We start from the raw sequence: 13,917 nt of genomic DNA, 5'->3' as shown, positions 1-13,917 counted from the left end.
GAGGTGATGGGAACCAGGGTCACAGAGCTGTGCCGCGCTGGAGGGTGCACGGACCCTGGACCGGCGGGCCGGGCGGGCGGTGGTGACGGGGGTGGGGAGTGGAGTTCAAGGGGTGGGGTCCTCCGGAAACAGTGTGACAATAATACGGGTTGTTGTCAAAATGAAGATGGACACCGGGACGGCAGGTGATCTGTAGGTCAGATGCTCACTGCCGCCTCATGTGCGCATTTGCGCCGTCGTGACGCGCGTTACCATGTGCGGCATGCCCCCCACTGTGCGCTCCCGGAAAGCTCTGGACGGTCAACACGTCGAGGAACGGCAAGGACACGCGACAGAGGCGTGGAACGCGGCGCCGAAGAAAAAGCGCGCCAAGATGAAGAAGATGCCCGCGAAAGGGTGGCCACCATACACCATGCCGCGTCTTCCGAAGGGTGTGGAAATTGGAACCGACGCGGCAAATGCACAGATCCTGGCCAGCAATCGTCTGAACGAAAGCCTGCGCTACATGTTTGGGGTGGGATGGTACGTGTATGACCCGAAGTGCGGGATTTGGCAACAAGATGACCGGGAGCTCACGCGGTCCACTCAGGTGGCCGGTGACGTGCTGAGGGTGGTCGTGGCCGATTGTCTGGCCACCTTGATCAAGGCCCGCGCGAACAATGATGTGATTGAGGCGGTGTATGACTGGGGTCGTGACGTGGGCAACCAGAGGATCATCCGCGACGCCCTCAGGGCTGCGGCTGGCCGCCCTGAGTTCCTGACGGACGTGCGCGAATGGGACGCGCAAGCTCATCTGATGAACTGCAAGAATGGCACGCTGGAGCTTGAAAGCGGCACGCTGCGGCCGCACGCGCCTGGCGATCTGCTGACGTGGCAGGCCGGCGCGGCCTTCGAAAAGACGGCGCGGCATCCATACGTCGATCAGCTGACCGAGCTGCTGAGGCGTGACGGACGGCATGACTTCATCCAAAGGCTGGTGGGGTCAGCGCTCTACGGAGAAGCGCCCAACGAGGTTGCCATCGTGCTTGAGGGTGAAGGCGGCACCGGCAAGGGCACACTGGTGTCCGCCGTGGCCGCCATGCTGGGCGACTACGCGGCAACGATCAATGTAGAGCTGTTGCTGAACGCCGGCCGCGGAGACAGCGGCAGCGGTCCCAAACCGGAGTTGCTGAAATTGCGCGGCAAGCGACTGGTCGTGGCCGGTGAACCTCCCAAGGGTGCCCGGTTCAATGCTGGCCGGGTCAAAGGCATGACCGGGAATGACCCGATCACGGCGCGGGCCATGCACTCCAACATCATGGTCGAGTTCAAGCCCGTTTTTAAACTGTGGATTCACACCAACTTTCCGATCAACACGGCACATGACGATACCGGAATGCAGCGGCGTTTGCGCGTGGTCCCGTTCAAGGCCAAGCCGGACCAGCCGTATGCAGCGTTCAAAAGTACCCTGGAAAACGACCCGGTGGCGCGGTCTGCGCTGCTGAACTGGGCCTACGAGGGCTTCTCGCTGTGGCGGAACAGCGGCTTTGATCTGGCCATGTCTGCCGAGATCAATGCGGCCACGGGCAAGTACTGGCAGGACCAGGATCCCTGCAGCAAGTTCACCGACGAATGTCTCGTGCTCACTGAACGCGGCGAGATTCTGTCCAGTACGCTGATCCGGCTGTTCACTGAATGGATCGAGGAGAACGGCATCGACGCGGGCCGAACCGTGAGAACGTCTGACCTGTACGCACATTTGAAGACCCTGGGCTGCACGCCGAAGCGGACCAAGAGCGAGCGGCTCTGGTCCGGGGTGACGGCGGTGACCGGGGTGACGGCCCAGTCCCACCTGCACACCAACCTCCGGGCGGGCGCACCAGCTTATGATGGTGAAGCTGTCACCGGTGTCACCCCGGTCACCCGGGACGACGTGTTGCCGACGGACTGACCGGTGTCGATGGACGAAGCGTATCATACGTCCCCCTCACAAGCTGGAGGTCCGCGGGCGCCGCTGGGCTGCTGAGGTAAGGCGCAGCCCGTCGGGCGCGCCTCCTTCCTGGCCTTGTCCCGGTTGGACCCTCAGCGCAACCGCTGCAGCACGTCCTCACCGACCTGCGTCAAGGATCTGTGCATGAGAACGCTGGCCTCATCAGAGGAGACGGAGCGCCTCTTCCCGGTCCGATCGGTGACGGTGACGCACATGGCGACCGCGTTGATCATGACATTGACGTCGTCCTCCGTCAGGACCTGTTCCGGCCGGAACAACGTCATGTACACGGGCTTTCCGGTTCGGGCCGCCTCCGCCAGGGCGGGCACGTTGTGCCGCTCACACGGCAACATCCTGAACTCAAGGTTATCCCAGGGAACATTGATGTGTCCGCCGGTGCCTTCGACCTCGTCGCACCAGGCGTCGTAGGCCGCGTCAGCGTCCGCCTTACTGCCGTACGTGCCCAGCACATGGGGCGGAATGGGACTGGACGCAGGGGAAACGAAGGGAGGAGTTGCGGTGATCAGGGAGACGATTCGATCGCCGCAGCGGATGTGTTCGGGAACGTAGATGTACATGGTGGCACTCCTGTGAGGTCAAGGTGAGAAGACTTGGCACTGAACCGTCTGCTGCGCGCGTGCCGCGCCTCCACACGGTGTGCAGGTGATGTATTTGTGCGGCGACGCTCCCGAGCGATATGGGGCGAAGACTGCCCTCGCCCTGAGGGCCCGGAACGTGCGCCGGGCCCGATAAATGACAGGTCGCCAGGGGCCAGGGGCGGCGGTCGGTCAGGCGTCCTCGACGGTGAGGTGCGGGAAAGCGGTCTCGAACGCCTTGTACTTCTCGGGCAGGCGCTCCCACTCCTCCTCGGCCTCCTCGGGCGTCAGCGGAATGAGGTCGTTGCGCACGCCCTGCCACAGGCTCTGGGTGCGCAGGAAGTAGCGGCCGCCCGGCGTGCGGAACAGCCAGGTGTTGGTGCCGCCACGCTCGTGGTTGTGGCCGTCCCAGTACACATCGTCGGCGAGCAGGGTGGCGGTCTCGGTCGAGTAGCGTTTGCGGTTGATGGTGCGGTCGACGTGGATCAGTTCCATGGTGTCTCCTGTGGCGTGCAGGTGAAGGACCGGGGCGTGACCTGATGTGGAGCTGCGTTTTCAGGTGCGGTCGATCACGGATGCCACAATTTTTTTTGAAATGAGCTGTGCGGGGCTGCTTGAGCGGTGGACCGACTGTCTCCGCTTTACGCGCCCGGAGCCGCCACGGCGGCTGGACCCTTCATGACAGATGTTGGGGACGGCTGCAGTCGCAGGGGTGGGTCACCGGCGCGCTTGAGGCACCCGTGCCCGTCTCTGCGTGACTGAGCCGGAGCAGAGATCCTTCAAACCAGAAAGTCCCGTCTGGCTGTCGAAACGGCTGTTCACTCTGCCCGGGCGGTCCGCTCGGCCACGGCCAGAACGTCTTTCGGGTTCAGCACGCCCTTGAACCAGATCAGGCGGTCCCCGAATTCCGAGGGATCCACGCCCGCCCTGTCCAGGTTCAGCCGCTCGGAGACGCACACGATCAGATCGGTCCGGCCCGACTTCTTCAGCAGCGCGAACTTCTTGCGCAGGTACTCGGGGCGCCAGTAACCCACGATCTCCACCAGCACGCTGCGCTCATCCGGATGCACGAGTCGGAAGTCCGGCAGGATCACGCCTCCCGGCACGGGAACCAGGTCCACTTCCCGTTCGAGCTGCCAGGGCGTGTCCAGTCTGGCGAAGCGCTCGGCGAAGCCCGACTCCAGGGCGCTGTCGTGTTCTTCCGGCGGTTTGTAGTGGCTGACGTAGCCGTCCTCGCTCGTGAGCTGGAAGGACCACTCGTCGTCCTTCGGGTCCACCCAGGCGAGATCTCGCCTGGGCTTCAATGCTGCACTCAGGTCCCATCTCGTGACGTGCAGCAGGGCCGGCAGGAACTTCGCCATCGCCAGGCCGTAGCGGGTGTTGCTCGAGAACAGCGAGGTCGGCCCGTCCAGGGTCAGGGTAAAGCCGTAGGTGGCATCTCCCTCCACCGTGACCATCAGTCCGAAGAACTTCAGGTACTTCAGGAGTTGCTTGTAGCGCGCCGGTTCGTTGCGCCGGGCCGTAATGACGAGCTGGTAAGCCCGGTACAGCATCCCCTGGGCCTGAGCGAGGTCCCAGCGGCCGATGAGTTCCGAAGGCTCCAGGGGGTCGAACGAGATCAGGGTCTGCTGATCCGGCAGATCGGCGTACAGGGCCGCGGCCACGTCATGGGAATGCAGCGGTGACTCGGTGGAGAGTGCCCTGGCCGCCTGTTCGAGCACCTGGGCTGCGCGGTGCCGACTGGGGGGATGGGACTGCGCCAACGCGAAGACTTTCTCCCGCACGGTTGCGGGAGCCACGTCTCCCCCGGCCTCGAACTCGCCCCGCTGGGTCAGCAGGTGCGCGAGACCGCGCACCACCCGGTAGTCCGAGCGTCCCGCTTCCAGATCGCGCAGTTCCTCATTCAGTTCCGCGCGCCGCTTGCCCACGTGGGCGCTGAAGACGTCAATCAAGGTTCCGGCGAGCCCCAGGTTGTTCGTGGTGGGCTTCAGGCGGCGGGGCTCCACGAGCCCCGCTTTGACCCGGAACATCAGCAGTTCAGTCGGGAGCATTGATGCTCTCCCAGCTCGGGGCCTGCTGGGGTTGCCACTGTCCCTTACGCTGCTGACTGACGCGCTCCTCGCTCGTTCCTTCCGTGATCACCTCGTACAGGGTGGCGTTCTTGCCCTTGGCCTTTCGCAGGATGCGGCCCAGACGCTGGATGTACTCGCGCTCGGTCGCGGTGCCCGAGAGCATCACCCCCACACTCGCTTCCGGCACGTCCACCCCCTCGTTCAGCACCCGGCTCGTGACCAGGATGCGGTAGGAGCCGTCCCGGAACTTCTCGAGCACGCTGTGCCGCTCCTTCGTCGGGGTCTGGTGGGTGATGGAGGGAATCAGGAATTCCCTGGATATGCGGTACACCGTGGCGTTGTCGTCGGTGAAGATCAGCGTGCGCTCTTCGGGGTGGTTGACCAGGATCTCTTCCAGCACGCGGAGTTTCCCCTCGGTGCCGTACGCCAGGGTCCGGGCCTCCCGGTGGGCGAGCATGGCGGCCCGCCCCTGGGGCGAGCCGCTGCTCATCACGAACTGCTTCCACCCTTCCAGGGACCCCAACTTGATGCCGTTCAGCCTCAGGAAGTCGTTTCTCTGGCGGATCAGGGTGTCGTAGCGGTCCTGCTCCGCGTGGCTGAGCCGGACCTTGATGACCACTTCCCGGTAATCGGCCAGGGTGGATCCCGCGAGGTCTTCCGGGGCACACGCGTACACCACCGGGCCCAGCAGGGTCTCCAGGTCCTTTTCCCGGCCGTCGCTGCGTTTCAGGGTGGCGGACAGGCCCAGACGGTACGGGGCCAGGCTCATCTCCGCGATCACGCGGGTGAAATCGCTGGGCAGGTGATGGCATTCGTCGCAGATCAGCAGGGCGTATTTGCCCGCCAACTCCTCGGCATGAATCGCGGCCGAGTCGTAGGTGGACACCAGGATCGGGGTGTCGTCGTGGCTGCCTCCGCCCAGCAGACCGACATGGGCATCCGGGAACGCGGCGAGCAGACCCGAGTACCACTGCTGCAGCAGGTCCAGGGTGGGCACGCAGATCAGGGCGCTGCGGGGCGTGTCCCGCAGCGCGAGCTGGGCCACCAGGGTCTTGCCCGATCCGGTGGGGAGTTCCGCCACCCCCCGTCTGCCCGCGGCCTTCCAGGCCTTCAGGGTCCCCGTCTGGTGGGGGTAGGGAGCGATCTCCCGGGCGAAGCCGAGGTCCAGTTTCTGGAACGCCGCGGCTTCATCCTTGAAGGTCAGGTTCGCGGCCCGGAGGCGCTCGACGATCTCGCGGTAGTCCTGTCCCCGGGCGCGGTGGTTCTGGCTGCGGGCGTCCCAGGTGAACAGCTCGGCCACGCACGGGGGCACCGCCGTCATCACCAGGGTGCCCCGGTCGAGGCGCAGCGGAGCCGTCATGCCCGCCATGCTACCGGCCCGGGGAGGTCTCCATGCTGTCCCGGACGCCAATCCCGGATCCGAACATCATCCAGGAACCCGTCCCCCGACGGGGATCCGTCAAGCGGACCGCGGCGGCGTGCGCCCCACGGCTTGGAACTCTCCACGGGTCCTCTCGATGCCCGGCCACACGCATCAGCCCCGGGCATCGAGCTGCCCGCTCACCTGCTGCATGATCTGCCACGCCACGCTGCTCGGCGACAGACCGCCCGGGTGCATCACGAAGGGCACGTCCTGGGCGCGCGCCACGTCCCGGAGCGTGTTGTGCGCGTGCGCCATCCAGCGGATCGCCAGGATCACCACCGCGGTGTCCCCGGTCACGTGCGCGTGGGCGTGGGTGCCGTGCGCGTATTCGCCGCTGCCGATCCAGTCCAGTTCCCGCAGGCCGAGGGCCCGGACCAGTGCCGCGTGGTGGTGTGGGCTGGGGACGCCGCCGAGCAGCACCACCCGCCCTCCCGCCAGCCGCGCCCGCGCCGCGAGAACGTGGGCCGGCAGGGCGACGCTGTCTGGGGTGGCTTTCGGCGCTGCCGGCTCTGTTTCAGTTGGGCTGTGCCCGCTCAGGTCCGGCGCAGTCTCCTGCAGCGTCTCTTCCCGGTCCGTCTGCTCGTGCAGGGCCGTCAAGGTCTCCACGGCGACCTGCAGCGCCGCCCGGTAGCGGTCCTGCACCTGCTCCCACTCCCCCGCCGAGAGCGGTACGGCGCGCAGGGGACCGAAGCGGCCGAAGGACCGTTCCAGAAAGCCGTGTTCCGGCAGGCGCAGCCCGGCACGGCGCGCGGTGGCAAACAGGTGACCGGCCGCCTGTCCGACCAGGCGGCGGACCGGACCGCTCCACGTTTCCCAGGCGCCGGTGCCCTCCAGCCGCAGCAGCTGTCCGCAGTCGACCAGCAACGACAGCGCGCCGTGCAGGTCGGCCCCGAGGTCGGCGCGCGGCTGGGTGCGTTCCCAGGCCCACAGGGGGTCGATGCCCGAGACCTGGGCGGCGAGCTGAACCATCGGAGGCAGGTCCATGCCCGGCGCGCGCGCGGTGGTGGTCAGGCCCTGAAGGCCGAGCACCAGCAGCCAGGCCCGCAGGTCGGGGTCGGGGGTCAGGCCAGCCGCCAGATCGCGGTCCAGCGCCCCCAGAACGTCCCACAGGGCGTTGTGCTGACGCCGTTCCTGTGGAGTGGGGCCGCGGCGGCGCTCCGCACGCAGGCGGCGCAACAGCCGCCTGGCCCGTGCGCTGTGGAACGAGACCTCCCCCTGCTGGTGGCGGTTGAACCGTCGGGCCTCCGGCAGGACGGGTGCCCCGAGGTCCTGATGCAACGGCCCGAGTATGCCGAGCAGGGCTTCCGTAACCGCGCCGTCTGCCCCGTCCTGATGCTCGCGGCGCAGGCTCAGCAGCAGCACCTGCGCCGTGTCGAGGACGCTGATCAACGGCGCGTTCTCCAGCCGGTCCCGGGCGTTGACGTGCAGCAGGAGCAGGGCCGCGTTGCGCTCTCCCTCCAGTCGGCTCTGGGCCAGCCGCCGCAGGTCCTGTTCGCGTGCCATGCGGCCCGGTTCGCGCGTCGCCGGCGGCGTCAGGGCGGCCCGGGTGGGGTGCAGGGGATCTTTCTCCGGTGCCGGTGGCCGGTACCCGGCCCAGTCCAGGCGCGCCTGAGCGTCCGGCTCCACGGAGCAGCCGGCCAGGGCCGCCCGGCGCAGGACGCAGGCGACCGCATGCGGATACTCCTCCGGCAGCAGGGCAACGCCCTGCAGTTCGTCCAGTCCGGCGGCCGCGTTGATGGCCCCCAGACGCTGCAGGTAGGCGAAGCCCAGGGGACCGATCGTGTCCAGGGTCGTCGCCAGGTCGTTGACCAGTTCCAGCAGCTCGCGGTCCCCGCCCGCCGCGTAGGCCTGCAGGCCGGTGACCACCGCCTGACCGAGCAGCACGCTGTGGATGACATGTTCCTGCTCCTCGACGCTGAGGTCCGCGTCATGCTCGGCCAGCTGCATCCGCTGATCGAGCAGGGCCGCGCCCGCCTGCAGGAACGGGGTCAGCATCTCCGGGTGGGCGCTCAGACCGCCGGGTGGATCCTGGAAGGGGCCCCGGCCGGTGGTGACCCGCAGGAAGGACGTCGGTGCCGGCAGGAGCTGACCATCGGGAGTACGGAGCCGGGCCACAGCGGACAGTGTTCCACACGGACCGGCAGACAGGTGGTGGACCTGTGATTCCCGGCGACGCCCGAGGGCGTCACGCGGAGTACGGTTGCGGTGATCGGAACACCGGCCGCAGGAGCAGCGGGCCGGCCGGTGTGCGCCGGAGCTGGGGGGAGGGTTCCGGCTGCCGTCTTCACCCCGGCCGGCCCGCCTTACACGGCTGGAGTACCCCGGTGTTCGGTCGGCTACTCGCAGGCCCGGCCGTCGCCGTCGCGGTCGAGCTTGCGGCTGTAGCCGGGTTGACCGGCAAGCAGCGGGGCCTTGCCCGCGGCCCGGACCGCCGCGCAGTTGGGATAGACCACGGACGGCAGAGCGGGAATGGTCCTGGGGGCAGCAGGAGCCGGTGACGCGGGGCGGGTCTGAGGGGTCGTGCCCGTGCCTTTCGCCGCGCTCAGGGTGTAGTTGCCTCCCGGTTGCACGGTCACCGTGACCGTGCCGTTGAGGTCGGTGCGGTAGATGGCCGCGCCCGCGCTCTTATAGAGCGCGAGCGCTTCCGAGGTCGGATGGCCATAGTTGTTCGGGCCGACCCCGATCACGACGTTGGAGGGGCGCACTGCCCTCAACCACGCGGCGTTGTCGCCGTTCTTCGCGCCGTGGTGGATGCTCTTGTACACGTCGACGGGGCCCAGGACGTTCGCCGGGTACTTCTTCAGCCAGCCCGCCGTCTCCACCGTCTCACTGTCGCCGGTCATCAGCGCCCGGAATGATCCGTATTGCACCAGCAGGCCGACGCTGTTGGCATTCTGGTCCCCCCGGGGCATCCCGGGGGGTGGGGGCAGAACGGTGATCTTCACGCTGCCCAGGTTGATCACCCGGTCGCTGGCGAGCAGACCCTGGGTACCGGCTGCCTGGACGCTCGCCGTGAGCTTGCCGAAGGTCTGGGTGGTCGCGGCGAGGCCGTTGTTGAGGAACAGCTTCGGCTTGAACAGCTGCACCGCCGGAATCAGCCCGGTGATGTGGTCGGCGTCTCCGTGGGACGCGGCGACCAGCGCTAGACTTTTGACCCCGAACTGCCGCAGCAGTTCGGTCATGCGCTTCTCGCTGCGGCCCCCGTCGTACAGCAGGCTCTGCCCTTCCGGCGCGGTGATCAGCACCGCGTCGCCCTGCCCCACGTCGAGAAAGCGGATGGTCAGGACGCCGGGGAGGGCCGGCTGCGCCACCACCGAACCGCCAAGCAGCGCGGCCAGAACCAAGAGCCGCCTCACAGGTCGATCTCCCCGTCGGGACCGCCCGCATTCAGCGCATCGAGCTGACGCTGGCCCAGGGCGTGGCGGCGGTCGGTCTGTTCATGGTCGATCTCCATCTCCACGTCTCCACCCTGCACGTCGATGCGGACCACATCCCCTTCCTTGACGCCCCTGGGCAGACCCGCCAGGCGCCAGTCCTCGGTGGTGCCGTCGGGCAGTTCCACCCGCGCGAGCGTGCCCTCGATTCCATCGACGACGACATAACAGATGCCCAATTCCTCGTGTGGCCTGGCCATGTCACAACCTAGCGCACCCATCCGTTGCCAGTGGAGCAGAATGCGTGTTGGCCAGCAGAGAAACGCCAAGCGCAACGTACCCACGTGCATGATTTGACAGGGGCTGAATACCGCCCTATATTGAAGGAATCAAAGCGGCCTCCGGGCCGCTTTTTCCATCTCCGGATTCTGGAACACAGGCGTCAAAGCTGCAAAGCCAGGACCCGTTGGGTATATACTTCCATGTAGATACGGAGGTTCACCATGACCACAGCCAAGGTCTTTCAGAGCGGCAACTCCCAGGCCGTTCGCCTGCCTCACGAAATGCGGCTGGATGTCAGCGAGGTGGAGATCACCCGTCACGGTGACGTGCTGATCCTCAGGCCTGTCAGGCGGGAAGCCACCCTCGCTTCCGCCTTTGACGCCCTGGCTGGAATTGGTGATGATTTCCTCCCAGAAGGCCGTGAGCAAGGAGAGACTCAGGAGCGCGAGGCATTTTGACCCCGCCGCTGCGCTACCTGCTCGACACCAACATCTGTATCTACATCATCAAGAACAGGCCAGCAGCGGTCCGGGCACGGTTTGACGGCTTGCGTCCCGGTGAGGTGGGCCTGAGCGCCGTCACGGAGGCCGAGCTGCTGCACGGGGTCTATAAAAGTGCGCGCGTGGACCACAATCTTGCCGCCGTGCTGGACTTCGCCTCACAGCTGGTGGTGCTGCCCTTCGATTCGCAGGTCACGGAGGCCTACGGGCGCGTTCGGGCCGGATTGGAAAAGATCGGGCAGCCCATCGGGCCCCTGGATTTCCAGATCGCGGCCACGGCGCTGGCCCACGGCTTGATCCTGGTCACCAACAACACCCGCGAGTTCGCACGGGTGCCGGGCCTGAAGCTTGAGGACTGGACGCAGTGATGGGGGCCATGTCCAGTTGGGCAAAGTTCCATTCGATGGTCTGTTCGGGCGCTTCTTGATGGGCGGGATGACGGTGACAGAGGGTGGGTAAGGTCGGCTTCAACAGCGAGACCTGCCCGTGTGAGGTGGGAACACCGCTCCACCGCGTGGGGTGTCTTTTCCTGGTTCAGAGAAGAAGCAGGGGCGGCCGATTTGAGTGTCCAACAAGAGGGTGCGGGCGCTCGCGTCTGTAAAACACGATCTTGGCTGTCTGGTGACCCTGCGAAAATCGGCAGCATTCTGACTTCTTTAGCCCTCATTCGTCGAGCTGGGCTGTAATGTTGCCCGGCCTCCGTGCCGTGTAGGTTGCCTGCATCAGCCCACTCGGAAAGCTGCGGCTTGACCAGCCGGCGGCGTTCCGGCAAGCCACGCTTAAACACAGCAATGCCTGAACCCAGAACGATGAGCAACCATGACAGCGTCAGGTCCGTCACCCTGTTCGCCCGTAATCCCTGCCGGACCACGCCGCCCCCATCCAGGTAAACGTGCCAGTGTCCTTCCTGTGCCAGCCGTTCAAACAGCTCAGTCAAGTCCCCCTCATGCCCCGCTTCGAGGGGGCGGTGGGTCATGACGTCAACCCAGCACAGGAGGGCCTATGGCCAGAGCGCGCCCAAAGTCCGAACAGGTCACGCCCCTGTACCGTGCAGGTCCCTGCTTCAATTCAGGTGAATGCCGCTCACCAGACCCAGCGTAACGCCAGCACCAACGCCCGCCACATCTTTGGAGACCGACAGTGGGCCGGAGGCATGCGCCAGGCCGAGTCCAGCTGACGCGGCTCCCTGGATCCCGACATCTTGCAATTCTCCAGCACGGTCCACCGTGAGGTAGACGCCCGCCTCTACTCCTGCGCCCGCCTGAACAACCGGAACACTCACGCCTGCCCGGACCCCGATGGCAACGGTCGTGCTGCCGAGAAAGGTCTTGTTGACTTTGGTAAAAGCGCCGAGCGGCCCGGCGGTGGCCACGGTGATCTCCACGTTTTCACAGGTCATGCTGATGTTCAGCATCTGCCATTCCAAGCTGACCTTCAGGCCTTTGAGTTCATCCGGGCACGCACTGGTGCTTTCCTCAGGAGCACTGGATACGGTCACCGAGACTGCCACACTGGGCGCAGTCAGACAGACCGCTTCACGGTAAACACCCGTGGCGTAGGCCATGACATGCGCGCCCATGAGCGTCACGAAGGCCGATTGGAGCTCCGTTTGAACGATGGCATCAGCAAATGCATGGACCTTGGCATCCTGGATGTTCGTGGCCAGTGCTGAACGGTACTGGTGGGCCAGACTGAAATACTGCCTGAAGTCGTGGTCGTAATTGTGGACCCGCGCTTCGATCTTGTTGTAATGGGCTTCAAACTCAGGCAAACACATGGCATGAATCAGAGGCAGGGCTTTTGCCTGTTCCTGCGTGCCCAGAATCTCGTACATCCGCGTGAGGACGGCATCACTGACAGGGGCTTTGCCAACCGCGTCTAACAGCTCATCATGGGCCACCGTCATTTGACGGTAGGCTTTTTGGACTGCCGGCTCGAAGTTCACCATCTCTATGGCATAGAGCAGGTCCTCGGCACGCTGTTTTGAGACTGGATTGGTATATGCATTCAAGCGGATTTCTGCTTCGGCCTGCAGGCCATCACGCCGCAGGGCCAACGTGATTTCCTGTTCACTTTCGCGCATGACCTTTTCAAGAAAAGCCTGTTGCATCTCCGCTGCCGTCTGGGAGTTGTCCGGAATTTTCAGGTCAGGCAGCTTGCCTTTCTTGCCTTTGCTCAGATCGAAAAGTGCCAGCGACTCCCGACGGACGGTCAGCGTTTCCAGCGGCGGCGTTGTGCCCGGCGGAAGCTGCTCTAGGGGCATGTCGGTCTGATTTGCCTGCGCTGTGCTGGGGGCGCGGCGCAGGCCGAGGCGGTACTGCTGGGCCGCCTGCTGGTCCAGATTTTGACACAACAGGGCCCACGCCAGATTCCTTTTCGCTTCGGAGAGCAGCGGTTCCCGTTTGACGGCGTCTTGCAGAACCGTTTGTGCTTCTTTCCAGCGCCCCAGCAACAAGAGGGCGTAACCACGATTGTTCAGCGCGATGGCCCGCCCGTCCCAGCCCAGAGGGCTGGCATAAGGCACCTTGAGTCCCTCGGCCTGCTGCAAGAAGGCAAGACTCAACGCCGGAAGCCCCAGGCTGTTCAGCGTTGCCGCCACGTTAACCAGGACATCTGGAGCTTGGGGATGGCGCTGATAGACCGCCAACAACGCTGCCAGCGCGGCCTGAGGGCGGCCACTGCGCATGCCGGCGGCCGCTGTGGCGAGATTGCGGTCCTCGCTGGACTGCTGAAGTGTCGCTTTGACCTCAGGAGCATTGGGAACCTTGGCGTACGCCGCTGCGTCCGCTTGCGCCAGTGCTGCTGCAAAGTCTTTCGGAGCTTGAGCTGACGCGTCAGGACGGCACAGAACCAGGCGTTCTGCCTGCAATTCGTCGAGATGGTCTTCCAGTGGCATGATCACCCGGGAATCGCCGTAATAGAACGCAGCGGGTGCGTTTCCAGATCCCACGCCACTTCGGCCGCCGCTGCCGCCGCCAGCACCGCTCGCTGTGCCGCCGCCTGCTCCAGCATTCCCTGCTCCAGCCGCTCCCGAGCCGCTCAGGTACTGCGCAGCGCAGGTGTAAAGGGAGTCACAGGACTTCACATCTGTAGGCGTTTGCGCCTGTCCCCAGCCCCAGAGCGATAGGCTGAGCCACACCACAGACCCGGTCACCGAACGGTTCATATTCCTCCCGTGGTTCAACACAACAGGTGAGCGGAACTTGCCAAGACGCCGCGCGGCAACGAGCTGTTGAGCCGAGCCGTGCTTGGAAGGCACTGAGCCCAACCGGTGGATGCCTGTCCAAGCGAGGAGATAGCCCGCAGAGACCTCCAGTGTGCAGATGACCGGTCCGGATTTCAACTGCTCACGGTGGCTGATGTGGATTTTCAGCATGACGGGTGTTCAATGCAGCATGAACGATTTGGAGTGCCCACACCGGCAAACAACAGTATCTGTGCCGGGTATGCAGGTACCAGTTCACGCTGAACCACGCCCGACCTCCGATTTCTGCTGAGCGGGTGGAATGGGTGGACCGTCTGCTGTCTGGACGCATCTCCCACCGGGGGATTTGCCGGGTGGGAGGGGTCAGCCGGACGTGGTTCCGCCATCACCGTCATGCCCTGATGCAGAGCGTGCCACACGGCATGGATCCAGGGGAGGGTTTCCTTAAAACGGTGAGCTGCTTCATTGGACAGCGGGATGCCGTGGGCGCCTTTGG

11 protein-coding genes are annotated in these 13,917 nt (G+C 65.3%); 3 read left to right on the top strand and 8 right to left on the bottom strand.

Features of this window, described 5'->3' with window-relative positions:
* Positions 1-262: 262 nt before the first annotated feature.
* Complete coding sequence (locus IEY21_RS15195) at positions 263-1,930, top strand: DNA primase family protein (protein ID WP_188905195.1); 1,668 nt, start codon at positions 263-265, stop codon at positions 1,928-1,930.
* Between the two features lie 131 nt (positions 1,931-2,061).
* Here IEY21_RS15195 and IEY21_RS15190 read toward each other — a convergent pair whose 3' ends face one another.
* The 7 genes from IEY21_RS15190 to IEY21_RS15160 form a co-directional block, all read right to left on the bottom strand.
* Positions 2,062-2,547 (bottom strand): hypothetical protein, encoded by a 486-nt coding sequence (locus IEY21_RS15190; RefSeq protein WP_188905194.1) that lies wholly within the window; start codon positions 2,545-2,547, stop codon positions 2,062-2,064.
* A gap of 210 nt (positions 2,548-2,757) precedes the next feature.
* On the bottom strand, positions 2,758-3,060 hold the full coding sequence (locus IEY21_RS15185) for a hypothetical protein (protein ID WP_188905193.1): 303 nt from the start codon (positions 3,058-3,060) through the stop codon (positions 2,758-2,760).
* Between the two features lie 323 nt (positions 3,061-3,383).
* Positions 3,384-4,616 (bottom strand): DUF790 family protein, encoded by a 1,233-nt coding sequence (locus tag IEY21_RS15180; protein ID WP_188905192.1) that lies wholly within the window; start codon positions 4,614-4,616, stop codon positions 3,384-3,386.
* Positions 4,603-5,997, bottom strand: a complete 1,395-nt coding sequence (locus tag IEY21_RS15175; protein WP_188905191.1) for a DEAD/DEAH box helicase — start codon at positions 5,995-5,997, stop codon at positions 4,603-4,605. The genes IEY21_RS15180 and IEY21_RS15175 overlap by 14 nt, the downstream gene beginning before the upstream one ends.
* Before the next feature lie 174 nt (positions 5,998-6,171).
* Positions 6,172-8,175: a hypothetical protein gene (locus IEY21_RS15170; protein ID WP_229753153.1), complete on the bottom strand. Its 2,004-nt coding sequence runs from the start codon at positions 8,173-8,175 to the stop codon at positions 6,172-6,174.
* A gap of 221 nt (positions 8,176-8,396) precedes the next feature.
* Entirely contained in the window at positions 8,397-9,416 is a 1,020-nt protein-coding gene (locus IEY21_RS15165) for an excalibur calcium-binding domain-containing protein (RefSeq protein WP_229753152.1), read from the bottom strand.
* Positions 9,413-9,694, bottom strand: a complete 282-nt coding sequence (locus IEY21_RS15160; protein WP_188905190.1) for a DUF3006 domain-containing protein — start codon at positions 9,692-9,694, stop codon at positions 9,413-9,415. Before IEY21_RS15160 ends, IEY21_RS15165 begins: the two co-directional genes overlap by 4 nt.
* Before the next feature lie 243 nt (positions 9,695-9,937).
* On the opposite strand from IEY21_RS15160, the gene IEY21_RS15155 reads away from it, so the two are divergent.
* Both IEY21_RS15155 and vapC read left to right on the top strand, forming a co-directional pair.
* Complete coding sequence (locus IEY21_RS15155) at positions 9,938-10,174, top strand: antitoxin (protein ID WP_188905189.1); 237 nt, start codon at positions 9,938-9,940, stop codon at positions 10,172-10,174.
* Positions 10,171-10,584: a type II toxin-antitoxin system tRNA(fMet)-specific endonuclease VapC gene (vapC, locus tag IEY21_RS15150; RefSeq protein ID WP_229753151.1), complete on the top strand. Its 414-nt coding sequence runs from the start codon at positions 10,171-10,173 to the stop codon at positions 10,582-10,584. The genes IEY21_RS15155 and vapC overlap by 4 nt, the downstream gene beginning before the upstream one ends.
* Before the next feature lie 695 nt (positions 10,585-11,279).
* On the opposite strand, the gene IEY21_RS15145 is transcribed toward vapC, so the two are convergent.
* Complete coding sequence (locus IEY21_RS15145) at positions 11,280-13,592, bottom strand: tetratricopeptide repeat protein (RefSeq protein WP_188905188.1); 2,313 nt, start codon at positions 13,590-13,592, stop codon at positions 11,280-11,282.
* Positions 13,593-13,917: the final 325 nt, after the last annotated feature.

The sequence above is a fragment of the Deinococcus aerophilus genome (assembly GCF_014647075.1).
Lineage (GTDB): Bacteria > Deinococcota > Deinococci > Deinococcales > Deinococcaceae > Deinococcus > Deinococcus aerophilus.
Note: the sequence above shows the minus strand (reverse complement) of the source record. Positions and strands in the feature narration are given on the sequence as shown.

Coding starts and splice junctions, on each gene's coding strand:
- IEY21_RS15195 (WP_188905195.1), top strand. CDS start 263: ATGCCCCCCACTGTGCGCTCCCGGAAAGCTCTGGACGGTCAACACGTC.
- IEY21_RS15190 (WP_188905194.1), bottom strand. CDS start 2,547: ATGTACATCTACGTTCCCGAACACATCCGCTGCGGCGATCGAATCGTC.
- IEY21_RS15185 (WP_188905193.1), bottom strand. CDS start 3,060: ATGGAACTGATCCACGTCGACCGCACCATCAACCGCAAACGCTACTCG.
- IEY21_RS15180 (WP_188905192.1), bottom strand. CDS start 4,616: ATGCTCCCGACTGAACTGCTGATGTTCCGGGTCAAAGCGGGGCTCGTG.
- IEY21_RS15175 (WP_188905191.1), bottom strand. CDS start 5,997: ATGACGGCTCCGCTGCGCCTCGACCGGGGCACCCTGGTGATGACGGCG.
- IEY21_RS15160 (WP_188905190.1), bottom strand. CDS start 9,694: ATGGCCAGGCCACACGAGGAATTGGGCATCTGTTATGTCGTCGTCGAT.
- IEY21_RS15155 (WP_188905189.1), top strand. CDS start 9,938: ATGACCACAGCCAAGGTCTTTCAGAGCGGCAACTCCCAGGCCGTTCGC.
- IEY21_RS15145 (WP_188905188.1), bottom strand. CDS start 13,592: ATGCTGAAAATCCACATCAGCCACCGTGAGCAGTTGAAATCCGGACCG.